This window comes from Tomitella fengzijianii (assembly GCF_007559025.1).
Lineage (GTDB): Bacteria > Actinomycetota > Actinomycetes > Mycobacteriales > Mycobacteriaceae > Tomitella > Tomitella fengzijianii.
Genome location: NZ_CP041765.1, coordinates 3,926,397 through 3,948,637 on the forward strand (window position 1 = coordinate 3,926,397; position 22,241 = coordinate 3,948,637).

Genomic DNA, 22,241 nt, shown 5'->3' on the forward strand with positions numbered 1-22,241 from the left:
TTCGCGGCCCTGCCGAGGCGGAGATCGACCGGCGGCCGTGACCATCCCACGGCCGTGGCCAGGCCCCATTGCATCCGCGGAGCGCGCGGTTTCACGTGAAACCAGGGCGTCAGGAGCGGTGCGCCCACCAGTCGAGCAGCGCCCGCTCCGCCTCGTCGCGGGGGAGCGGACCGCGCTCCAGCCGGAGCTCCTTGAGGAAGCGCCACGCCTCGCCTACCTCCCTACCGGGCCCGATGCCCAGCAACTCCATGATCGCGTTGCCGTCGAGGTCCGGGCGCACCCGCGCCAGATCCTCGGCGGCCGCGATGGCTGCGATGCGCCGCTCGAGGTCGTCGTACGTCGCCTGCAGCCGCGCCGCGCGCCGCTTGTTGCGGGTCGTGCAGTCGGCGCGCACCAGCCTGTTCAGGCGGGGCAGCAGCGCGCCCGCGTCGGTGACATACCTGCGCACTGCCGAGTCGGTCCACTCGCCGCTGCCGTACCCGTGGAAGCGCAGGTGCAGGAACACCAGGGTCGAGACATCCTCGATCATCTTCTTCGAGTACTTCAGCGCGCGCATCCGCTTGCGGGTCATCTTCGCGCCCACCACCTCGTGATGGTGGAAGCTGACGGCCCCGCCCGGCTCATTGCGCTTGGTGGCGGGTTTGCCGATGTCATGGAACAGCGCCGCCAGCCGCAACACCAGGTCCGGATCACCGTCCTCCAGGTCCATCGCCTGCTGCAGGACGGTGAGCGAGTGCCGGTAGACGTCCTTGTGCTGGTGATGTTCGTCGATCTCCAGCTGCATCGCCGGGACCTCGGGGATCACGTACCCGGCCAGGCCCGTGCGGCAGAGCAGGTCGACGCCCTCCACCGCGTGCTCGCCCAGGATCAGCTTGTCGAGCTCCGCCCGGATGCGTTCCACCGTGATGCGCTCCAGCTGCCCGCCCATCGCCGTCATCGCCGCGACCACCCGCGGCTTCGGCGTGAACCCCAGCTGCGACAAAAACCGCGCGGCCCGCAGCATGCGCAGCGGATCGTCGTCGAAGGAATCCTCGGGGGAGGCGGGCGTGTCGAGCACGCCGGCCATCAGGTCGTCGAGCCCGCCGAGCGGGTCGACGAACCCGAGCGTCCCGTCGCCGTCCACCCGCATCGCCATCGCGTTGACGGTGAAATCACGCCGGACCAGGTCGTCTTCGAGGCTTTCGCCGTAGGTGACGGCGGGATTCCGGCTCACGCGGTCGTACTTGTCCGCACGGAAGGTCGTGACCTCGATCTGCCACCCCTCCCGGACGGCGCTGATCGTTCCGAACGCGATCCCGGTGTCCCACTGCGCCTCAGCCCAGCCCGCCATGATCTGCTGCACCTGCTCCGGGCGGGCATCGGTGGTGAAGTCGAGATCCGTGCCCAGCCTCCCCAGCACCGCATCGCGGACACTGCCGCCCACCAGGTACAACCGGTGTCCGTTCTCGGAAAACCTGCCGCCCAGCCCGGTCAATATCTCCGATAGGGATCGCAGGGTCGCCGTGGCGCCGGCAAGCAGCCGCTGCCGGCGTTCCGCCTCGGTTCCTCGGGTAGTCGACACGATCGGCCATTTTATCGTCACGGCCGACCGACATGGTCGACGGCGTCCCCCCCCACGCCCGAAAGCGCCAAGTACGATTGTCCCCGTGTCCTCTGCCGATCATTCCCGCAGCGGGCGTCGTCGCCGACGGCGCCCCGCTCAGCCGGGCAACGGCACCAAGAACGGGGGCACGAGAAGCGCGGCAGGGCGAAACTCGGGCGGCCGGGGCACCGGCTCCCGTGGCAGCGGTTCCCGGAGCAACGGCGCACGGAAGTCGACCGGCGGGCCACGGCAGGGCTCCGGCGGAGGGCGCCGCTCTGCGGACGGATCCACCGGCCGCCGCATGCACACCGTCCGCGAGACCTCGGCCGGCGGCCTGGTGATCGACGGTTTCGACCACACCTCCGCGGACGGCTCCGCATCGGCGGGCGAGCTGCGGGCCGCGTTGATCGGCCGCCTCGACCGCCGCGGCCGCACGTTGTGGTCCATGCCCAAGGGCCACGTGGAGGCCGGCGAAACCGTCGAGCAGACCGCCATGCGCGAGATCGCCGAGGAGACGGGCATCAGCGGCGAGGTGCTCGCGTCACTCGGAAGCATCGATTACTGGTTCGTCTCGGACGGCCGACGCATCCACAAGACCGTCCATCACTTCCTCCTCCGTTACCAGGGCGGCGAGCTCTCCGACGAGGACTACGAGGTCAGCGAGGTCGCGTGGGTGCCGCTGGGCGAGCTCTCCGGCCGGCTCGCCTACGCGGACGAGCGCAAGCTCGCCGCGGTCGCAGCCGAGATCCTCGGTGAGATGATCTCCGGACCCGCGCCCCGCGCCGATTCGGACGTCGAGGCGGGCACGCAGCCGCGGCCGCAGCCGGGGGCCGACCCGGCCAAGCGGGCCCGCAGGCGCCGCCGCAGCCACCGCGCAATGCTGCCGAAGCCGAGGGGGAAGACCAGCCCCACATGAGGATCCGGACCACCAGGCCGTTCGGCATCGTGCACGGGGTGCGCCGGGCGGCCGCCGCGGTGGCTGCGGCATCACTCGCATGCACGCCCGGCGCCGTCGGCATGGCCGCCCCGGCCGCGCAGGCCGTGCCCGTCTCCACGGCCACGTCTCCCGCAGATTTCCCGGCACCCGGGACGACGGGTGCCGCCTCCACCACTGCGGACCCCTCCGCAGCCGACCCCACCACAGCCACCACCACGGCGGACGCCTCCACCACGACCGCCGTGGCGAACTCGACGGCGACGGACGCCGGAAGCACACAGCCCGGCGGCTCCGACCGGACCGGCATGCCGCAGTTCCTCTCGCTCACGATCGATACGGTCACGCCTGAGGTCGTCCGCGCCGGGCCGTCCACCGGCGCCCCGCCGACGAGCGGTCCCGACCGGGCCGGCAGTGCGCCCATGGTCACCGTCACCGGAACGGTCCGCAACGTCGGCGACCGCGACGTGTCCGACGTGGAAGTCCGTCTGCAACGCGCGCAGCAGATCGATGACGCCGACGAGGTCCGTTCAGTGCTGAACCTGGATCAAAGCAACTACGGCACCGTCGGCCTCTTCCACCCGGTGGCCGACTCCCTCGCACGGGGCCAATCGGCCGGATTCTCGCTTTCTCTGCCGCTGAACGACCCCGCGACCCGCTCTCTCGCGATCACCGAACCGGGCGTGTATCCGCTACTGGTCAACGTCAACGGAACCCCCGACTACGGCGGGCGCGCACGTCTGGACGACGCCCGCTTCCTGCTCCCGGTGCTATCTCTGCCGGCCGGTACCGCACCCGGCGGGGACGCCAGGCCACAAGGACCGGTGGCGCCGTCGCCCGTCCCGGTCACCATGCTGTATCCGCTGACGGCGGCACCCGAACTCGCGGCGGGGCAACCGGGGCCAGCACTGGACTCGCCCTCGGCGGTCCGGCTCGTCGACGACTCGCTGCCCCGGTCGCTGGCCTCCGGCGGCAGGCTGCACGGGGTGCTCACCGCCGCGCGCCAGGCGCTCACCCCGGCCGCGGACCCCCACGGCGCGCTGGCCGCAGGGCTGTGCCTGGCCGTCGATCCGGACCTGCTCGTCACCGTCGACGCCATGACCCGCGGATTCGAGGTCGCCAAGGACCCCGCCGATCCCGACTCCGACGCCGCGAGCACCGATCGCATCGAGTCCGAGGGGCAGGCAGCCGCGGCCGCGTGGCTCAAGGACCTGCGACAACTCGCTTCGCAAACCTGCACCGTGGCGTTGCCGTACGCCCAGGCCGACCTGGACGCCGTCCGGAAGCTGGCTTCGCCGCGCGTCACCGGATCGGCACTCGCGGCGCCCGCCGACATCGTCGACGGCATCCTGGGGGTGAAATCCGTCCGCAGCCTCGTATGGCCGTCGGTGGGACAGCTGGCACCCGAAACCCTCGCCACCGTCACGCGCGCACTCGCCCCCGCCGGGGAGGAGGCGGGCGACGGGGCCGGGCAGCCGGCCGATCCGTCCGGAGCCGCCGACGGCCCGAGCGCGCCGCCCACGGTGCTGGTCTCCGACAACTCCGTGGACACGACAGGGTCGACCGGGGCCTCGGGCAACGCCTCCTCACCGAGTACCGGCTCCTCCGCTTCCTCCGCGACGCTCCCCGGCACCGCCGACGCGGTGCGAATAGAGCTGCCGACGGCCGGCGCGGCGGGCCCCGACGGAGCGGGTGCACCCCCGACGGCAGGCAGCGAATCCACCGACTCCACGGCGACCGGCACGGCAGCGGGGTCCAGTCCCGCCCTGCTGTTCGACATGCCCACCAGCGCCGCGCTCGCCGCCGTCGGCGCCCGACCGTCCACCCCTGCGTTCGTGCCCGCCGACCTCCGATTCGACGTCGACCACGACTCCCGCACGGCCCGGTTGCAGGACGCCATGGGGGCCATGGCCTGGCCGTTGCTCGAGGCCCGCAGATCCGCGAAGTCCACGCTCGGAACGGCCGGTTCCGGGAGCGGATCGCGTGATGAACCCGCGGCACCGCCGGCTCCGCTGCTCATCGCGCCGCCCCAGGACTGGACCGCAGACCACGACGAGGCGGCCGCGCTCCTGGGCTTTCTGCAGCAGGCATACCGGGACGGCCTCGCCGCGCCGCGCCCCTTGACCACCGCGTTCGCCGCGGCGAGCGCGCCCGGGGTGCCGTCGGCCGAACTGACCGATCCGTATCCGGGCGACGGAATCGCGGAAGGCGCCGCGTCGGGCCCCGCCGGCACCGGGACGACGAGCGGGGCGGACTTCGGTTTCACGTGGAACACCGACCGGTCCGTGCCGGAATCGCTGCTCGAAAGCCTCCGCGGCCAGCTTTCGCGGCTGGCGACGCTGGACCACATGCTCGCCGGCAACGGGCCCGACGGCGAGACGCCGGAGCACTACATCACGCCGCTCTACCGCGACGTGCTGCGCGCAGTGAGCACTTGGGGGCGCGGCGGCGACGGAGCGCTCGACGCCCGCGCGGCGGCGGATGGCCGGTCCGCCGCGCTCACCACGTCGCTGACCGACCAGTTCGACGCCGTCACCGTCGTCGCCCCCGGCTCCGTCTACACCCTCGCCTCCTCGCAGAGTCCTCTCCTCGTCGTCGCGAAGAACGACCTGGCGATGCCCGTGAACGCGAGCCTGCGGATCCGCGCCCCGGAAGGCGTCCAGATCGGTCAGGCCGACGATTACGTCATCCCTGCCCGCGGTAGCCGCCAGATCCAAGTCCCCGCGCAGATCGAGTTCAGCAGGCAGATGGACCTGCGGGTGCAGCTGCTCGCGCCCGATTCCACGCCGATCGGTGAGCAGATCCACATTTCGTTGCATTCGAACGCGTACGGCATGGTCATCCCCGTCGTGACCGGCCTCTCCGGCGCGCTGCTGCTGTTCCTCGCGGGCCGCCGCGGATGGCATCGGTTGCGCGGACAGCACGACCGGGCCGACGATCGTGCGAGCGAACGCGGGCCAGTCCTAGAGCAGTACCGACGCGACGGTACTCAACAGGGCCCGGAAGACGAAGGTTGAGAAGCCAGATGACCGACGCCCACCGCCACGACGACGGTAGCGACACCGGGGTGCACAGCACTTCCGGCGATGGCTCCGGCCCGTCCGGCGCCCGAGGCGGCTCCCGGCCCAGCGTGCTCGCGTCCACCGGGTCGATGGCCATCGCGACACTGATCAGCCGCATCACCGGGTTCTTCAAGGTGCTGCTCACCGCGGCGGTCCTGGGCCCCGCCATGGCGAGCGCCTTCACCGTCTCCAACACGCTGCCCAACCTGGTCTCCGAGCTTGTGCTGGGCGCGGTGCTCACCGCGATCGTCATTCCCGTGCTGGTCCGCGCCGAACGCGAGGACGCCGACGGCGGCGCCGCGTTCATGCGAAGACTCTTCACGGTGGCGATGGCGATCTTCGGCATCGCCACCGTGGTGTCCGTCGCGGCCGCGCCCTGGTTGTCGCAGCTCATGGTCGGCGACGACTCCGAGGTGGACCTGGGCCTGTCCACCGCGTTCGCGTATCTGCTCCTGCCCCAGATCATCTTCTACGGCGCAGGCGGGCTGCTGACGGCGATCCTGAACACCCGCAGCGTGTTCAAACCGGGTGCGTGGGCCCCGGTGGTCAACAACGTCGTGGCGATCACGGTACTGGTGCTGTTCGCGGTGATGCCCGGCGAGATCACCCTCAACCCGGTCGACATGGGCACCCCCAAGCTGCTCGTGCTGGGCATCGGCACCACCCTCGGCGTGCTGTGCCAGGCCGCGGTGCTCGTCCCCGCGATCCGCCGCCAGGGGATCGACCTGCGTCCCATGTGGGGCATCGACCCGCGGCTCAAGAAGTTCGCGGGCATGGCCGTGGCCATCATCGTGTACGTCGCGATCAGCCAGGTCGGGATGGTCATCACCACGCGGATCGCCGCCGACGCCGACGCGGCCGGCCCCGCCATCTACAACTTCGTCTGGCTGCTGCTCCAGGTTCCCTACGGCATCCTCGGCGTCACGCTGCTCACCGCGGTGATGCCGCAGCTGAGCCGGAACGCGGCGGCGGGCGACAACCGGGCCGTCGTCGACGACCTGACCATGTCGACCAAGCTGACGATGCTCGCCCTGCTGCCCGTCGTCATGTTCTTCACCTTCGACGGGCCCGGTATCGGGCGCGCGCTGTTCAACTACGGCGCGTTCGGCGGGGACTCGGCGACGCTGCTGGGCATCACGCTGTCGGCATCCGCCTTCACGCTCATCCCGTATGCCCTGGTGCTGCTGCAGCTGCGCGTGTTCTATGCGCGCGAAGAGGCGTGGACACCGACCTTCATCATCATCGGCATCATGGCCGTGAAGACGGCGCTGTCGCTGTTCGCGCCCGTGCTCGTCTCTCCCGAACACGTCGTGGTCGCACTCGGCACGGCCAACGGGCTCGGCTTCGTCGCGGGCGTCGTCGTCGGCGGCTACCTGCTGCGGCGCAGCCTCGGAGACCTCAACCTCGGCTCCATCATGCGCGACTCCCTGCGGATCCTTCTGGCCTCGGCGGTAGGCGTGGCCGCGATGCTGCTTCTGGAACTGTTGACCGGGTTGCACGAGATCGCGGGCGGCGGCCGCGGCCTGCTGTCCGTGATGGCGGTGAGCGTCGACGGCGTCGTCATGCTCACCGTGACGGTCCTGGTGCTGTCCCGGATGCGCATTCCCATGGTCGACCAGGTCGGCCGGTCCCTGGCGCGCGTGCTCGTACGGGTGCTGCCCGGCGCACTGGTTCCGGCCCGCCTGCGCCGGGCGGCCGCAGCCGACGCCGCGGCGGCCGCGGAGCAGCCCGGCCACTACGACACGCACGGCGAGCAGTACCGGGACGGCCTCCACGGTCCGCGCGGCGACCACCGCGGTCCCGGCGCGCCCGCACCGGGCGACGCGGCGGGCCGCGGCGGCAGATACCTGCCGCCGCCCGGTCACGGCCCGCATCACCCGGACGACCCGTACGTCGGCGACCCGGCACGGTCCCGTCGGCCCGTTCCGCGGGGCCCGCTGTTCAGCGGGCCGGGACAACCGCTTCCGGACCTGTTCGTCCCGTACTCTGGATTCGACACGACCACCTACGACCCGCTGCTGCCACGGGTCGATGCCGCACTGAGGAAGTTGCAAGTGACAGAGACGCACGCCGCGGCGCAGCGCGCCGGATCCGGCAGCCCCCAGCGCGGACCGCGACTGATCCCCGGCGCGATGGTCGCCGGCGGTCGCTACCGGCTGCTCGTCCGGCACGGCGGCACGCGCGGCCTGCAGTTCTGGAAGGCGCTCGACACCCGGCTCGACCGCGAGGTCGCCCTCACCTTCATCAACCCCGACGGGTCCAACGCCGGCACCGACCCGGACACCATCCTCACCCGCACGCTTCGGCTCGGTAAGATCAACGCCCCGGGGCTCGCGCGCGTGCTCGACGTCGTCCGCAGCGTGTCCGGCGGGATCGTCGTCTCCGAATGGACGGACGGCAGCCCCCTCAGCGAGGTCGCCGCCAACGACCCGCCACCTGACGGCGCCGCGCGCGCCGTGGCCGTCCTCGCCTCGGCCGCCGAGCAGGCGCACCGGGCGGGCGCCGAGATGTGCATCGACCACCCCGACCGCATCCGCATCACGCCCGGCGGCGCCGCCGTCCTGGCCTTCCCCGCCACTCTGCCCGGCGTCGAACACGCCGACGACGTCCACGGTCTCGGAGCCACGCTGTACGCCCTGCTCACCAACGAGTGGCCGGCCTCCCAGGACGACCCGGCCGGTGAGGTCGGCGGTTTGCGCACGGCGCTCCTCGGCGCGCAGGGGCTGCCCACCGAACCGCACGTCGTGCGCAACGACATCCCCTTCGAGATCTCGGCAGTGGCGATGCGCGCCATCCAGGGCAACAGCGGCATCCGCACCGCCGCGACCGTCCAGCACGTGCTGGAGCAGGCGGCCAACGCCCCCACACCGCCGCCGCCGGGCCGCCGCTTCCCCCGGCCCGAACGGAGCACGAGGACCGACGGCCGCCCCGTCGAAGCGCCCGTCGACCGGACCGAGGGACACACTCGAGAGACGGAGCACGCGGCGGACCGCGCGGCTCCCGGCCAGCATGCCGGGAACGCACCGCACCGCACACCCGACGAGCACACCGGGCGGATACCGGCCGGGGGCGGACAGGCGACTCCCGGCCGCACCACCGCGCGCCCGCGTTCCCTGCTCCTGGACGACGGCCCAAAGGGTCCCTCCCGCCGGACCATGTCCACGGTGCTGGTGGCGCTGGCGGTAGCCGTGATCGCCGTCGTCATCTTCGTGATGGTGCAGGTGGGCGACGTCTTCGGCGGGGGCAGCGACGCCCCGTTGACGCAGCAGAACATCGGGCTCAACCCCACGACCACCGCCGCGCCCACCACCGCGCAGGCGCCGGCGCCGCCGCCACCGCCGGCCAGCGTCACGGCGAAGCCCGTGAAGATCGCCGTCTACTCGCCGCAGGGCGTACCGGACGATCCGCGCGGCGCGCCGCTGGCCATCGACGGCGACCCGGGCACCCAGTGGTCCACCGACCAGTACTTCCAGCAGCTCCCGGCCCTCAAGAACGGCGTGGGCCTGATGGCGGAGTTCGACCGCCCGGTCAAGGTCATGAATGTCGGGATCGACTCGCCCACCCCGGGCACACGTGTCGAGATCCGGACCGCTCCCGGACCGAACGCGTCGATCGCGCAGACCCGCCTCATCGCGTCGAGCGAGTTGCAGGCCGGGCACACCGAGATCCCCGTGGATCCGCCCACCGACCAGGCGTCCACGCACGTGCTCGTGTGGCTGACCGAGCTCGGCCCCGCGGGTTCCCGCTTCCAGTCCAAGATCACCGAGGTCAACTTCACCGTCGCGGAATAGTGACGGCGGTCTCCCATCGCGCCCGTTCACCGGTGCGCTAGGGTTCCGTGCGTGCGGACCAATGGGGGGGATCGCTCGCAGAGCGATGTGGAACTGCTCGCTGAGCATGTACGGGGCGACCGGTATGCGTTCGCCGATCTGATCGCCCGGCATCAGGACTACCTGTGGGCGGTGGCGCGGCGCAATTGCCGCGATGCGGAGGACGCCGCGGACGCCGTTCAAGAGGCGCTGCTGTCCGCGCACCGTCGTGCCGCCGCGTTCCGCGGCGAGTGCGCGGTGCGCAGTTGGCTGCACCGGATCGTGGTCAACAGCTGTCTCGACCGGCTCCGCCGCAACGCTGCGCGACCTTCCGTCCCGTATCCCGAGGGCGGCTGGGAACCCGCCGATCGCCACGACGAGTACGCACATGTCGACGCGTCGATGACGCTGCGGGTGGCTTTGGCCGAGTTGCCCGACGAACAGCGCATGGCCGTGTACCTGGTCGACGTGGAGGGCAGGTCGGTGGCCGACGCGGCACAGATGCTGGGCGTCGCGGGGGGAACGGTGAAGAGCCGCTGTGCGCGGGCGCGCCTCAAGCTGGCCCGGAGTCTCGCCGGCCTGCGCGAACACGCGGGTTGATCCGATCGACCGACATCCGCGGCCCCCCGGAACCCGCAGACGCCCGCGTGCGTCGTAGAAGACAGTGGCCGTTGCACGGGAAGGAGGACGGGAATGTCGAATGAACCGACGCCGGATGCCGGGTTCTCGTCGCCCTTCCCTCCGGAACTCGTCGCAGCAGTGCACGCGGACCTGCACGACCCCGGGCCCCCGTCACGCCCGCCTGCGTCGCGGGAGTCCTCGCAGACTCCGGCCGGGCCCGCTGACGGGCACGACGCACACGGACCCGCCCACCGCGGGGATGCGCGAGCCGCATCCCCCGAGTGCGCGTTGCATGAGGCCGTCCTCGCCGACGGGGAGGCCGCGCGTCTGCTGAAAGATCTCGACGAGGTCAGCGCCATGCTGGGCGCGCTCGCACCCGCGTCGGATCCCGGCATCTCATTCGCGGACGACACGCCCGGGGACCGACACGCTTCCGGGCGGACTCCCGCTGACGGCCTTTCCGGCGGCGGCTGCTCCGGCGAAGACTTCTCCGGACCGGGCGACGCGGACACCAGCGGCGACGACGTGGAGCGGATGCCGGAGCTGGTCGCTGCCCGGCTGCGGCGGGAACTTCTCGCAGCGGTTCCCATGGACGGCGGATCGCCGGCAGGCGACGCCGACCGGAACGCCCCCGCCGCCGTCCGCCGCTCCGGGTCTCGGAGTCGCAAGCTGCTCGCCGCCGCGGCCGCGGTCGTCGCCATCGGGTCGGCCGTCGGCGGATCGGCACTCTGGCTCTCCGTCGACACCGACCGCGCCGCAGACTCGGTCACGGCGCACGACGCACACCCGCGCGGCGGGACCGTCGCGGGGAACGGGCGGGACATCACCGTGCACGGACAGGCCGGCGACGGCGATACGGCTGCGGGCCGCACGGACGGCGCCCCGCCCCCCGGAGGACTCGACCCCGACGGACTCCTGCGCATGCGGGGGACGGACGATCTGGGGCCGTTCGCGGAGCCCACCGCCCTCCACCAGTGCCTGTCCGCCAACGACCTTCCGCCCGACGCGCACATCCTGGGGGCGGGGCCGGTGCGCGTGGACGGTCGCGCAGGCACGCTGCTGCTCGTCCCCGGGCCGCGTCCTCCGATGCTGACCGGGCTTGTCGTCACCGAGCGGTGCGGTGTGGACGGCGACGGCCTGCTCCTGCGAACCGATCTCGGCGCGCCCTGACCCGCCGCCGCACCCGGCGCGGGAACAACACCGATTAGTCTGGTGTTGACCGGATAGGCACCGCCCGACGGCATACAGGAACACCTCGAGCCGGTCGTGTTCCGCCGTAGGGCCGCGCGACGCCCACAGTGTCGGCGTCGGCCCAAGCGGCGCGGCGGCACTGTCACGGCATGGTCCGCCCGGGGCGCCGCAGCCACCGGCACCCCCGTACCGCCCGAACGGAAGGCACGTATGAGCACCCCCATCGTCCACGACCTCATCATCGTCGGTTCAGGCCCCGCCGGATACACGGCCGGGATCTACGCCGGCCGCGCCGAGCTCGCGCCCGTGTTGTTCGAGGGCTCCCAGTTCGGCGGCGCACTGATGACGACGACGGACGTGGAGAACTACCCCGGATTCGCCGGCGGCATCATGGGCCCCGAGCTTATGGACCAGATGCGTGAGCAGGCGATCCGCTTCGGTGCCGACGTGCGCACCGAGGACGTCGACTCCATCGACCTGTCCGGGCCCGTCAAGACCGTCACGGTCGGCGACGAGGTCCATCAGGCGCGCGCGGTGGTGCTGGCGATGGGCGCGGCCGCCCGCTACCTGGGAGTCCCGGGCGAGCAGGAGCTGCTGGGCCGCGGCGTGAGCGCCTGTGCCACCTGCGACGGGTTCTTCTTCAAGGAACAGGACATCGCCGTGATCGGCGGCGGCGACTCCGCGATGGAGGAGGCGACCTTCCTCACCAAGTTCGCGCGGTCCGTCACCATCGTGCACCGGCGCGAGGAGTTCCGGGCTTCCCGGATCATGCTCGAGCGTGCTCGCGCCAACGAGAAGATCCGCTTCCTGACCAACAAGGCGGTCGAGTCGGTGGCGGGCGACAAATCCGTTTCCACACTGAACCTGCGGGACACCGTGACCGGCGAGGAGTCGACGCTCCCCGTCACCGGCATGTTCGTCGCCATCGGCCACGACCCCCGCAGCGAACTCGTCAACGGACAGGTGGACACGGACGCGGACGGATACGTGCGCGTCGATTCGCCGATGACCTCCACGTCCGTGCCCGGGGTCTTCGCGGCCGGCGACCTCGTCGACCACACGTTCCGGCAGGCGATCACCGCCGCCGGCACCGGGTGCTCCGCGGCCATCGAGGCGGAGCGCTGGCTGGCCGCCCTGCCGGCCGACACCGTCTCTTCGAAGGACGCGGCGGACCCCGTCGCCGCCACCGTCTGACCCACCCGTCCAAATTCCGGAGGTTCTCATGTCCTCGACCATCACCGTCACCGAAGACTCTTTCGAAAGCGACGTGCTGCACAGCGACAAGCCCGTCCTCGTGGACTTCTGGGCCACCTGGTGCGGCCCGTGCAAGATGATCGCCCCCGTCATCGAGGAGCTCGCCGCCGCGCATTCCGACAAGGTCACCTTCGCCAAGGTGGACGTGGACAAGTCGCCCGGAATCCAACGTGACCTGCAGATCATGTCGATTCCGACGTTGATGCTCTTCGAGGGCGGTCGGCAGGCGGGACAGCTGGTCGGTGCGCAGTCCAAGGCCAAGATCCTCAAGCTGCTGTCCGGCAAGATCTGACACGAACACGTGCTGCGGGGCCCCGGTGACACGCGCACCGGGGCCCCGCAGCACGTGTTCGTGCGCCCAGTCCGAGGGTCCGGAACTCTCGGGGTTCCCCGGTCGGCATCACCCCGCGACACCCCCACCCCGCCCGTCACACCGACGCCGCCCCGCGCGGCCGTTCGCCCGAGGTTCTGGAAGAATGATCGCGGTAGTCGCCGGAGGACCGCACCGCGACAGCCGCAACCCCGGTGGTTCGGCGGCTATCCGGACCGATCAATCCAGCGAACGACACTCCCACGCGAAAGGTACGAACGGTATGCAGCCACTCCGCCTCGGTTCGCGCGGTGCCGCGGTGGCAGAGGTCCGTTCCATCCTCACCGGCATCGGAATGCTCCGGGGCGAGGCCGCGGTGGATGCGTCGGTGCCGGTCGGCAGCGCGCGGTGGAACCGCAGTGAGCCGATCTTCGACGAGCATCTCGACCTCGTCGTCCGCACCTTCCAGCAGCAGCGCGGCCTCCTGGTCGACGGCGTGGTGGGTCCCGCCACCTACCAGGCTCTGCGCGACGCTTCCTACCGCCTCGGCACCCGCACTCTGTCCTATCAGGTGGCCGCGCCGATGACCGGGGACGACGCCGCCACGCTGCAGCTGCGGCTGCAGGACCTCGGCTTCTACCGCGATCTGGTCGACGGCTATTTCGGCCGCGCCACACATGAGGCGTTGGTGTCCTACCAGGGCGAGTACGGCCTGTCCGCAGACGGCATCTGCGGACCCGCCACGCTGCGCTCTCTGCAGTTCCTCGGCACGCGGGTCACCGGAGGCTCGCCGCACGCGCTGACGGAACGCGAGCTGGTGCGCCGCTCGGGCCCCCGCCTCGCCGGCAAGCGCATCGTGCTGGACCCGGGTCTCGGCGGTACCGAGCCCGGCCTGACGGTTCCGAATCCGCACGCGGACAACGAGTCGCTCACCCAGGCGGACATCGCGTGGGACATCACGACGCGCCTCGAGGGCCGCATGGCCGCCACGGGAATGGAGACCATCCTGACTCGGGGGCGCAGGAACAGCCCCACCGTGGCGGAACGCGCACACATCGCGAACGCCTTCGGTGCGGACCTCATGATCTCCATCCAGGCCAGCTCGTCGAGTTCGCCGAACCCCAACGGCGTGGCCACCTTCCACTTCGGCAACTCACACGGATCCACGTCGATGATCGGTTCGATCCTCAGCGGCTTCATTCAGCGCGAGATCGTGGCGCGGACGGCTCTGCGCGATTGCCGCAGCCACGCGCGCACGTGGGACATCCTGCGGCTCACGAGGATGCCCGTCGCACAGGTCGACGTCGGATACCTCTCGAATGCGACCGACCTGACGCTGCTGACCAACCCGCATACCCGCGACATCGTCGCCGAGGCGATCCTCGTCGCCGTCAAGCGCCTCTACCTGCTCGACAAGGACGACCAGCCGACGGGAAGCTATACGTTCTCGCGCCTGCTCGCCGAGGAGCAGGCCTGACATCTATGCTCAGCGCGCATTGTGCGCTGAGACCGCCCGCGCGGTGACCAACGGGGCGCCGTCGCCGCTCTTCCCCGAAACGACCGGCTCGACGTCGAAAAGGCTCTCGATAGCCGCCTCCACCTCGGCCTTCCAACCCAGGTCCCGTCCCAGTTCCAGCCTGTACCGGGGGAAGCGGTGATGCGGTGCCACTTCCTCGAAGCCCCACGCCGCCAAGAACTCCGCGGGGATCATGCACCGCCCGCACGTGCAGTCGGGGCCCGCCGATTCCGGCACACCTCTTACCAGGTCTGCGGGGTCGAAGTCCGGGTCGCCGGGAGCCTCCGCTGAGGCTTCCCGGTAACCGAACGACTCCACGGCGCGCACCCCACGCCGGATGAGGTCGCCGATCACGGCATCGAGCAGGATCGTGCTCCGGCCGGCCGCCGAACCCGTCTGGTCGGCAATGCCGGTCAGTTGCGACAGCAGTATGGCGTCGGTGCTCACCGGTCCTGTCGGAAACCGGCTTGCGTACGGCATCAGCGACGGCGGGGCATAGAGGGCATAACCGACTGCCTCGGACTCTTCCCACGCGATTCGCCCACACGTGCCCCAATCGAGCATGACCATCGACAGCCACGCCTCCTTTTCGAAGGCGGCGTCGAGGAGCGGACGATGACCGGCTTCGGGATCGACCTCCCAGAAGACGCATGATCGACCGTGCCCCGGAAGATCGCTGATCGTCGCCATCGTCAGGGGAGTGGTGTCCATCGTCACTGCGTCAATCGCCTCCCAGCGCATCTACGCCGACCGGGGCACCCCGCGCATCTTCGCCGAGTTTCATCACAGTGACGAAACATCCACGAGGGGCGGGACGGCACGATTCCGAACCGCTATCGCCCGAACTCGGCTCGCTCAGGCCTCGTTCTCCATAAGCTTGATGATCCGCTCAAGATCGTCGACGGTACCGAACTCCACGACGATCTTTCCCTTCTTCTTGCCCAGGCTCACCGTCACCCGCGTGTCGAAGCTGTCCGAGAGCCGCTCCGCAACCTCCTGGAGCGCGGGCATCTGGATCGGCTTGCGCCGGGTCGGTGCGGGGGCGGGGGAGTCGTCCTCCCTGTTGGCGAGCGTCACCGCCTCCTCGGTTGCGCGCACGGACAGCCCTTCGGCCACGATGCGTGCCGCCAGTGCCTCCTGCGCTTCGGCCCCGGCCTCGAGCGACAGCAGCGCTCGCGCGTGGCCGGCGGACAACACTCCTGCAGCCACGCGCCGTTGCACCGGAACCGGGAGGCGCAGCAGACGGATCGTATTGGAGATGACAGGGCGGGAGCGCCCGATCCGTGACGCCAACTCGTCATGGGTCACGTCGAACTCTTCCAGCAGCTGCTGGTAAGCCGAGGCCTCCTCGAGCGGGTTCAGCTGGACGCGATGGATGTTCTCGAGCAGCGCGTCGCGCAGCAGCGTGTCATCCGCGTTGTTGCGGACGATCGCCGGAATCGTCTCAGTCTCCGCGCGTTGGCTGGCCCGCCAGCGGCGTTCACCCATGATTAGCTGGAAGCGATCAGGAGCGACCTGACGGACGACGACCGGCTGCAGGAGCCCGAATTCGCGGATCGAATGGACCAGCTCGGCCAGCGCCTCTTCGTCGAAGACCTGGCGCGGCTGCTTCGGGTTCGGTTCGATCTGCCCCAGCGGAATCTCGCGGTACTCCGCACCGATATCCGCGGCGTCTCCCATCGCAGCGCCAGCCGGTTCGGATACCGCGGCATCCGAACCGCCACGGACGGCCGCCGCAGACTGGACGCTATTGGCGGACGCGTCCGAAGACGAGGCTGCTTTGTCGGTCGCGCTGTTCTTCGTGGAGGTCCGGGCTACCGCGCTGCCGGCATCGCCGTTACTGTCGGCGCTCTCGGTGGATTCGGATCCTGACCCTTCGTCCGGCCCGGCCGCGGGGGGAGCACCGATGATCTTCGAATCTGGCCCGAACACGACGTCGGCCGCCGCCGCGCCCAGTCGCGGGCCCTCCGTCGGACCGGTGGGGATCAACGCGGCCAGCCCTCGTCCGAGACCGCCCTTACGTGTCTGACTCATCTCATGACTCCCGCACCTTGACCGTGGCTGCCCCACGCTCCGCTATTTCCTTACCCGCATCGAGGTAGCTCATCGCACCCCGGGACGCCGGGTCGTACTCCAACACCGTCAAACCATAGCCCGGCGCCTCCGAGACCTTGACGCTTCGGGGGATGATCGTCTTGAGCACCACCGGACCGAAATGATTCCGGACCTCGTCGGCAACCTGCCCTGCGAGCTTCGTCCGGCCGTCGTACATCGTCAGCAGGATGGTCGAGACATGCAGCGACGGGTTGAGGTGCGCCTGCACCAGCTCTACGTTGCGCAGGAGCTGACCGACTCCCTCGAGCGCGTAGTACTCACACTGGATGGGCAGCAGCACCTCGCGCGCCGCGACCAATGCGTTCACGGTGAGCAGGCCGAGCGACGGCGGGCAATCGATGAGCACGTAGTCGATATTGTGCTGATCGAGCGCGGTGTGGTCGATCGCGTTCTTCAGCCGACCCTCGCGCGCCACCATCGAGACCAGCTCGATCTCGGCGCCCGCCAGATCGATGGTCGCGGGAACGCAGTAGAGGTTGTCATTATGCGGGCTCTGATGGATCGCCTCGGACATGTCGACCTCGCCGATCAGCAGTTCGTACGACGACGGAACTCCCGAACGATGATCGATACCCAGCGCCGTGCTCGCGTTTCCCTGAGGATCCAGGTCGATAACGAGAACCGAGAGACCGTGGGCAGCGAGCGCCGCAGCCAAGTTCACCGCCGTGGTCGTCTTGCCGACGCCACCCTTCTGGTTCGCGATAGTGATCACGCGTCGCGCGTCCGGGCGAGGGAGTGCACGGAGCGCGGGCTGCGCGTTCTGCACTTCTTCTGCAGTGTCGTTAGTCATGCCACCGTCCGTAGGGTCGTCAGCCTGTAGTTGGTCCGCGCAAGGGGAGTGTTTCACGTGAAACTCGGTCAGCACACCATCTGGCGGCGACTCGTCGTTTCACGTGAAACCGCGAACCTTGCCGTTTCACGTGAAACGGTGCGGCCCGGCATCCGGCGTGGCCGTCCCCCTTGTCGGGTGGACCTGATCGACCGCCATGCATAGGCTCCATGCGCGTGTGTGATCGGTCCTGCTGGGTCACTGGGAGCGAGCTACTCTGCGGGTAGCGCGGACTGCGGTTACCACAGTAGTCGGCGTGCCGAGCAGTCCCTCACCGCAGGTCGCCAAGCCCAATTCCGCCGCGCCGGCCTTTTCCAGCTCTCGACGAGCACGCTCGATCTCTTCCTGCGCGCTCGATCCCTTGATCGCCAACATCCGGCCGCCCTTACGGACCAGGGGGAGCGACCACGGGACGAGTCGCTCCAGCGGTGCCACCGCACGGGACGTCACATAGTCGGCGCCGCCCGCCTCCTTGATCACCCCCGATTGCTCAGCCCGTCCGCGAACGACGACCGCGCCGAGCCCGAGTCTTTCATTGACCTCGCCGAGATACCGGGTCCGACGCAGGAGCGGTTCGACGAGCGTAATCGTCAAATCCGGGCGCGCGATCGCAAGAGGGATCCCCGGCAGTCCGGCGCCGCTGCCGATGTCGACCACAGTCGCGCCGTCCTCGATCAGCTCGCCCAACACAGCGCAGTTCAGGATGTGACGCTCCCACAACCTAGGGATCTCGCGTGGACCAATGAGACCCCGCTCCACGCCATCGGAGGCGAGTGAATCGTGATACCTGACGGCAAGCGGCAGCCGATCTCCGAACACGCGCTCCGCGGCTTCCCGCATGGACTCCGGAACGTCTTGTTCCACGTGAAACAACCTCGCTCATGACAGACGGTTCGATTCTGGACAGAACTACATTGCTGTAATTCAGACCCCGGGGTCACCGGCACATCGCCCCCGCTCGCGACGCACAACACATGGGGGCACACCCGCTATGCAGGCGCCGGGAACCATTGTCACCGGAGCGCGATGCGGCGCACAAGCCCGGTGGCCCGGGCTGTGGATAACCCGTGAAGGCGCCGGGGAACCGCCTGCGCCGTCCGCCCCCTCCGAAACACATCCGGCCCCCCAGTACGAGACTGCGGGGCCGGTTCCGCTAGCGATTGTCGCCGATCATCACTCCGGGAGGACGACTACCCGCCGCGATGCGTCGGCGCCCACGCTCTCGCTGTACACACCATCGACCGCCGCCACGGCATCGTGGACGATCTTGCGCTCGAACGGCGTCATCGGCTTGAGCTCCTCGCGCTCCCCGCCATCCTTGACGCGCTCGGCGACCGACGTGCCCAGCCGGGTCAGCTCCGTCCGCTTGTCCGCGCGCCAGCCGGCCACGTCGAGCATCAGGCGGCTGCGGACGCCGGTCTGCTGCTGGACGGCCAGGCGGGTCAGTTCCTGCAGGGCATCGAGAACGTCGCCCGTACGGCCCACCAGGTGCCCCAGATCGCGGCCGCCATCGATGCTGACCACGGCTCGGCGACCCTCGACGTCCATATCGATATCGCCGTCGTAGTCGAGCACGTCGAGCAGCTGCTCGAGGTAGTCGCCGGCGATCTCGCCCTCCTCGACGAGCAGATCCTCGCCCCTGAGACCGGAACCGTCCTGCTCGCCGTCCGATCCCTCGCCGTTCTCCTCCGGTTCCGCCGGTGAGGTCGCGTCGGCCTGGGCGGCGGCCGGGTTGTTCTCAGCCTGCGCCTCTTCGGGCTGCAGCAGATCATCGTGAGCCACGTGGTCTCTCCTTGTCTCGTGCCCCTGCGGGGGAAGCTTCGTCATCGCGTGCGGGGGGCTGATCTCGGTGGTCGGCCGCGTCACCGGCCGTGCGTGGGGGAGCGCGACCGTCAGCGGCGCTTCTTCTTGCCGCCGCCGGACTTGTTCTGCGGCCCCTTGCCACCGGGTCTCTGCCCCTGCGGATGCCGCTTCTGGCCCTGTCCCGACCGGTTCTGCGCACCGGCGCGATTCTTGCCCTGCTGGCCCTTCTGGGCGTTCGGTTTCTGCCCCGGCCCCGGCTTCTTCTTCGCCGCCTGCTGCGGGACGCCGCCCCCCGCGTCAGTACCGGACTGCGTCGTGTCGTCCTCGGCGGAGCCGGCCTCGCCGACGGCGGCTCCCGCATCATCATCCGAGACCACAGTGCCGTCGATCACCGCGGCAGAGCCCTTGGCGCGCCCCTTCTTCCCCTGCGCCGGCCGGGCGCCGGGCTTGGGGGCCCGATCGGCGCGCACCTGCTCCAGCCGCTCCTTCTTCGCCTCTTCTTCCTTCGTGATCTTCTTGAACACGTAGTGCTGCTGGACCACGGTCCACGCGTTGTTGCTCACCCAGTAGATCAGGATGGCGACAGGCAGGAACGAACCCGAGACCAGGACGCCGAGCGGGAACACGTACACCGCCAGCTTGTTCATGATCTTCGCCTGCGGCTGCGTGGCGGCATCCGGGCTCTGCCGGGCGACGGACGCCTTGGCGTTGAGGTGGGTGGCGATCGCGGCGATGACCATCAGCGGAACGGCGACGGCCGCGATCTGCCAGCGCGACGGGTAGTCGACGAAGCCGAAGAAGCCGGCGAACGACGCCTCCGCCTGGGTGATGTAGCTCGAGAGCGGGACACCGAAGATGTTCGCGTGCAGGAAGTTGTTGACGTCTTCCGGCGTGAACGCGTAGTTGGCCAGGCTCGCGTTGAAACTCGCGCACTGCGCGGGATCGGGAATGTCCTCGCACACATTGACCACGTTGCCGATGCCGCCGGTCCGGTTGAACGAGCGCAGCACGTGGAACAGGCCGATGAACACCGGGGCCTGGGCGAGCATCGGCAGGCAGCCCAGCAGCGGATTGAACCCGTGCTCCTTCTGCAGCTTCTGCATTTCGACGGCCATGCGCTGGCGGTCGTTCTTGTACTTCTTCTGCAGGGCCTTGATCTGCGGTTGCAGCTCCTGCATCTGCCGCGTGGTACGGATCTGCTTGACCGCTGGCCAATACAGGATGACGCGCAGCGTGAACACCAGGAACACGACGGACAGCACCCACGTGATGGCGCTCTGCGAACCCAATCCCACAAGCTCGAAGAACTTGTACCACATCCGCATGATCCACGAGACAGGCCAGTAGATGAAGTCAAGCACGGCGCTAGGCACTCCTATTCTCAGCGCAGACTGCGGTGCAGCCCGTCCGATGCAACGTCGAACGATCGGTGCGGTCAATCATGGCGGACACCGCCCGCCGCCGTCGCCCGGGTCTCCGGTTCCGCACAGGACGGAGAACCATCCGCATCGCCGGCCTCACGAGCCCGGATACGACGCCCGTGACGCTGTGGAACCGGATCCCAACCGCCCGGATACCACGGCCCGCACTTGAGCAGCCGCCAGCAGGCGAGCGCGGTACCGCGCAACAGGCCCCATTCTCGCAGGGCGGTCACGGCGTACTCACTGCAGGTGGGGATGAAGCGGCACGTGGGCGCCCGGGTGGGCGAGACGTACGTGCGATAGAGCTCCACGGCGAACACCGCGGCGTTCGCCGGTGACGCCGCCAAGCGCCGCCACCCGCGCTCTCCATCCGCCCCGTGCGATACATCGCCGACGGCCGGCTCGGACTGCTCCCGGGCATCCGCCGACGGGGGGTCCGCCTTCATCGGGACGCCTCCCGATGGGTGAGCAACCCCAGCTTGGACAAACCGCCGCCCACTTGCCGGTCGAGCTGTGCGGAGGTTGCATACGCGGCACCCGGTAACGCCCGAAGCACTACCGAGACACCGGGCTCCAATTGATCGACATACCCGGCGGCGACATGACGAAGCCGCCGGGAGACCCGGTGGCGGACCACCGAATTCCCGACGGCTGTGCTCACGATCAGGCCGAAGCGCGGACCGTGCATGAAGACCGGCTGATACGCGGTCGCCGCGTGCACGACGATGTCACGCCGACCGCACCGGCGGCCTCCGCGCATCACCGCGGTGAAGTCTCCGCGGTGCCGCAGACGGTACCGATCCTGCAGCACTTTCGCGTCCCGCGCTCTGGCTGCCGATCAGGCAGACAGAGCTGCGCGGCCCTTGCGGCGACGGTTCGCGACGATCGAGCGGCCCGCGCGGGTGCGCATGCGCAGCCGGAACCCATGAACGCGCGCGCGGCGCCGATTGTTCGGCTGGAATGTCCGCTTGCCCTTGCTCACGGTGATTCTCCTTCAGTTTCTCCGGCACCTCGTGGCGCCGCTTCTTGTGTCCGACGCGTCCCATGACCCTCCGCGCTGCGACGGCACTCCGAGGCGACCGCCCCCGGAGGGGCGACCGCACACCTGTGCCCGAATCGCATGAAGCAGAAGGCCACGTACGTATGGTCTGCACGTCACCGGAAGTCCGCGACCACGGGGACCGGACCAGGATCGCGCTCCGGACCTGATCCGCGTGCACGCTGACGTACGCTGCCGATCCGCCGGCGGCGACCCACGTGGATCTACCCATACCGAGGACGTCCCGGATGAAACGGGAGACCGCCCGAGACTACTCAGTGCAAGCGTCGAGGTCAAACCGCCGATCCACCTTCGCGGCACGGCTGACCTGCGAAGCAGGTGCTCCGTGCGACACGCCACAGGAACCGGGTGCTTGCGAATGTCACTTGACTGTGCGTTTCCGTTGCACAACCGTGTCCCCCTTGTTAGCGTTCCCAGGTGACGAAGCGGTAACAACGGATCGAAGAAATACCGGACTCGTCGGGACACGGGCGAAGAACTCGACCGGCGACGATCGGACGGAAACGAAGCGACGACGCAGTGGCGGCTGCATCCGACGGCCGCAGACGGCCGCAGATCGCCGGCCTCGGAGTCGCAGAACACCTGACAGACCCGAGAACTTCACACCGAACCGACGCTTTCCACAGGTTCATCCCCAGAACCGTGGGTAGTCGTACCGGGTCACCGCGCCACTCGCTCGCCGAGTGGTCCACTATCGTCCACAGTTGTCCACAGGTGTGGATAATCGTGTGGAT

General features: G+C 69.7%; 18 protein-coding genes. 8 read left to right on the forward strand and 10 right to left on the reverse strand.

What is annotated here, in order from left to right; all coding sequences use genetic code 11:
- Nucleotides 1-109: 109 nt before the first annotated feature.
- Nucleotides 110-1,561, reverse strand: a complete 1,452-nt coding sequence (locus FO059_RS17855; protein ID WP_233266980.1) for a CCA tRNA nucleotidyltransferase — start codon at nucleotides 1,559-1,561, stop codon at nucleotides 110-112.
- Between the two features lie 322 nt (nucleotides 1,562-1,883).
- Between FO059_RS17855 and FO059_RS19040 the strand changes: the two genes are divergently transcribed.
- The 8 genes from FO059_RS19040 (at nucleotide 1,884) to FO059_RS17895 (ending at nucleotide 14,240) form a co-directional block, all read left to right on the forward strand.
- On the forward strand, nucleotides 1,884-2,498 hold the full coding sequence (locus FO059_RS19040) for an NUDIX hydrolase (RefSeq protein WP_143910274.1): 615 nt from the start codon (nucleotides 1,884-1,886) through the stop codon (nucleotides 2,496-2,498).
- Nucleotides 2,495-5,533: a glycoprotein gene (locus FO059_RS17865; protein WP_143910275.1), complete on the forward strand. Its 3,039-nt coding sequence runs from the start codon at nucleotides 2,495-2,497 to the stop codon at nucleotides 5,531-5,533. The genes FO059_RS19040 and FO059_RS17865 overlap by 4 nt, the downstream gene beginning before the upstream one ends.
- A gap of 8 nt (nucleotides 5,534-5,541) precedes the next feature.
- Entirely contained in the window at nucleotides 5,542-9,369 is a 3,828-nt protein-coding gene (locus FO059_RS18855; RefSeq protein ID WP_233266981.1) for a murein biosynthesis integral membrane protein MurJ, read from the forward strand.
- A gap of 51 nt (nucleotides 9,370-9,420) precedes the next feature.
- A complete protein-coding gene (sigM, locus tag FO059_RS17875; protein ID WP_233266982.1) occupies nucleotides 9,421-9,987 on the forward strand; it encodes an RNA polymerase sigma factor SigM in 567 nt (188 codons plus the stop codon).
- 93 nt (nucleotides 9,988-10,080) lie between these two features.
- On the forward strand, nucleotides 10,081-11,178 hold the full coding sequence (locus FO059_RS17880; protein ID WP_143910276.1) for a hypothetical protein: 1,098 nt from the start codon (nucleotides 10,081-10,083) through the stop codon (nucleotides 11,176-11,178).
- Between the two features lie 231 nt (nucleotides 11,179-11,409).
- Complete coding sequence (gene trxB / locus FO059_RS17885) at nucleotides 11,410-12,393, forward strand: thioredoxin-disulfide reductase (RefSeq protein WP_143910277.1); 984 nt, start codon at nucleotides 11,410-11,412, stop codon at nucleotides 12,391-12,393.
- A 28-nt stretch (nucleotides 12,394-12,421) separates the two neighbouring features.
- On the forward strand, nucleotides 12,422-12,745 hold the full coding sequence (gene trxA, locus FO059_RS17890; protein WP_143910278.1) for a thioredoxin: 324 nt from the start codon (nucleotides 12,422-12,424) through the stop codon (nucleotides 12,743-12,745).
- A gap of 301 nt (nucleotides 12,746-13,046) precedes the next feature.
- Nucleotides 13,047-14,240: an N-acetylmuramoyl-L-alanine amidase gene (locus FO059_RS17895; RefSeq protein WP_143910279.1), complete on the forward strand. Its 1,194-nt coding sequence runs from the start codon at nucleotides 13,047-13,049 to the stop codon at nucleotides 14,238-14,240.
- Between the two features lie 9 nt (nucleotides 14,241-14,249).
- Here the strand turns inward: FO059_RS17895 and FO059_RS17900 are convergent, their stop codons facing one another.
- The 9 genes from FO059_RS17900 to rpmH all read right to left on the reverse strand — a co-directional run bounded on the left by FO059_RS17900 (nucleotide 14,250) and on the right by rpmH (nucleotide 21,429).
- Nucleotides 14,250-14,990, reverse strand: coding sequence for a GNAT family N-acetyltransferase (locus tag FO059_RS17900; protein ID WP_372497910.1), 741 nt, complete (start codon nucleotides 14,988-14,990; stop codon nucleotides 14,250-14,252).
- Nucleotides 14,991-15,134: 144 nt separating this feature from the next.
- Entirely contained in the window at nucleotides 15,135-16,313 is a 1,179-nt protein-coding gene (locus FO059_RS17905) for a ParB/RepB/Spo0J family partition protein (RefSeq protein WP_143910280.1), read from the reverse strand.
- A 1-nt stretch (nucleotide 16,314) separates the two neighbouring features.
- Entirely contained in the window at nucleotides 16,315-17,184 is an 870-nt protein-coding gene (locus FO059_RS17910; protein ID WP_143910281.1) for a ParA family protein, read from the reverse strand.
- A gap of 237 nt (nucleotides 17,185-17,421) precedes the next feature.
- Nucleotides 17,422-18,096, reverse strand: a complete 675-nt coding sequence (gene rsmG / locus FO059_RS17915) for a 16S rRNA (guanine(527)-N(7))-methyltransferase RsmG (RefSeq protein WP_372497909.1) — start codon at nucleotides 18,094-18,096, stop codon at nucleotides 17,422-17,424.
- 300 nt (nucleotides 18,097-18,396) lie between these two features.
- Nucleotides 18,397-19,005, reverse strand: a complete 609-nt coding sequence (locus tag FO059_RS17920; protein WP_233266984.1) for a Jag family protein — start codon at nucleotides 19,003-19,005, stop codon at nucleotides 18,397-18,399.
- 110 nt (nucleotides 19,006-19,115) lie between these two features.
- Nucleotides 19,116-20,387: a membrane protein insertase YidC gene (yidC, locus tag FO059_RS17925; protein WP_143910282.1), complete on the reverse strand. Its 1,272-nt coding sequence runs from the start codon at nucleotides 20,385-20,387 to the stop codon at nucleotides 19,116-19,118.
- A 74-nt stretch (nucleotides 20,388-20,461) separates the two neighbouring features.
- Nucleotides 20,462-20,893, reverse strand: a complete 432-nt coding sequence (gene yidD, locus FO059_RS17930) for a membrane protein insertion efficiency factor YidD (protein WP_143910283.1) — start codon at nucleotides 20,891-20,893, stop codon at nucleotides 20,462-20,464.
- The gene (rnpA, locus tag FO059_RS17935) at nucleotides 20,890-21,258 is read right to left on the reverse strand and encodes a ribonuclease P protein component (protein WP_143910284.1); all 369 of its coding nucleotides are present in this window, start codon (nucleotides 21,256-21,258) and stop codon (nucleotides 20,890-20,892) included. The genes yidD and rnpA overlap by 4 nt, the downstream gene beginning before the upstream one ends.
- Before the next feature lie 27 nt (nucleotides 21,259-21,285).
- A complete protein-coding gene (gene rpmH / locus FO059_RS17940; protein WP_143910285.1) occupies nucleotides 21,286-21,429 on the reverse strand; it encodes a 50S ribosomal protein L34 in 144 nt (47 codons plus the stop codon).
- Nucleotides 21,430-22,241: the final 812 nt, after the last annotated feature.

What these genes read in the sequence shown, in the direction of transcription:
- trxB (WP_143910277.1), top strand. Translation starts at nt 11,410, where the DNA reads ATGAGCACCCCCATCGTCCACGACCTCATCATCGTCGGTTCAGGCCCC.
- FO059_RS18855 (WP_233266981.1), top strand. Translation starts at nt 5,542, where the DNA reads ATGACCGACGCCCACCGCCACGACGACGGTAGCGACACCGGGGTGCAC.
- FO059_RS17895 (WP_143910279.1), top strand. Translation starts at nt 13,047, where the DNA reads ATGCAGCCACTCCGCCTCGGTTCGCGCGGTGCCGCGGTGGCAGAGGTC.
- FO059_RS17900 (WP_372497910.1), bottom strand. Translation starts at nt 14,990, where the DNA reads ATGGACACCACTCCCCTGACGATGGCGACGATCAGCGATCTTCCGGGG.
- FO059_RS17905 (WP_143910280.1), bottom strand. Translation starts at nt 16,313, where the DNA reads ATGAGTCAGACACGTAAGGGCGGTCTCGGACGAGGGCTGGCCGCGTTG.
- FO059_RS17910 (WP_143910281.1), bottom strand. Translation starts at nt 17,184, where the DNA reads ATGACTAACGACACTGCAGAAGAAGTGCAGAACGCGCAGCCCGCGCTC.
- FO059_RS17865 (WP_143910275.1), top strand. Translation starts at nt 2,495, where the DNA reads ATGAGGATCCGGACCACCAGGCCGTTCGGCATCGTGCACGGGGTGCGC.
- FO059_RS17880 (WP_143910276.1), top strand. Translation starts at nt 10,081, where the DNA reads ATGTCGAATGAACCGACGCCGGATGCCGGGTTCTCGTCGCCCTTCCCT.
- FO059_RS19040 (WP_143910274.1), top strand. Translation starts at nt 1,884, where the DNA reads ATGCACACCGTCCGCGAGACCTCGGCCGGCGGCCTGGTGATCGACGGT.
- trxA (WP_143910278.1), top strand. Translation starts at nt 12,422, where the DNA reads ATGTCCTCGACCATCACCGTCACCGAAGACTCTTTCGAAAGCGACGTG.
- yidD (WP_143910283.1), bottom strand. Translation starts at nt 20,893, where the DNA reads ATGAAGGCGGACCCCCCGTCGGCGGATGCCCGGGAGCAGTCCGAGCCG.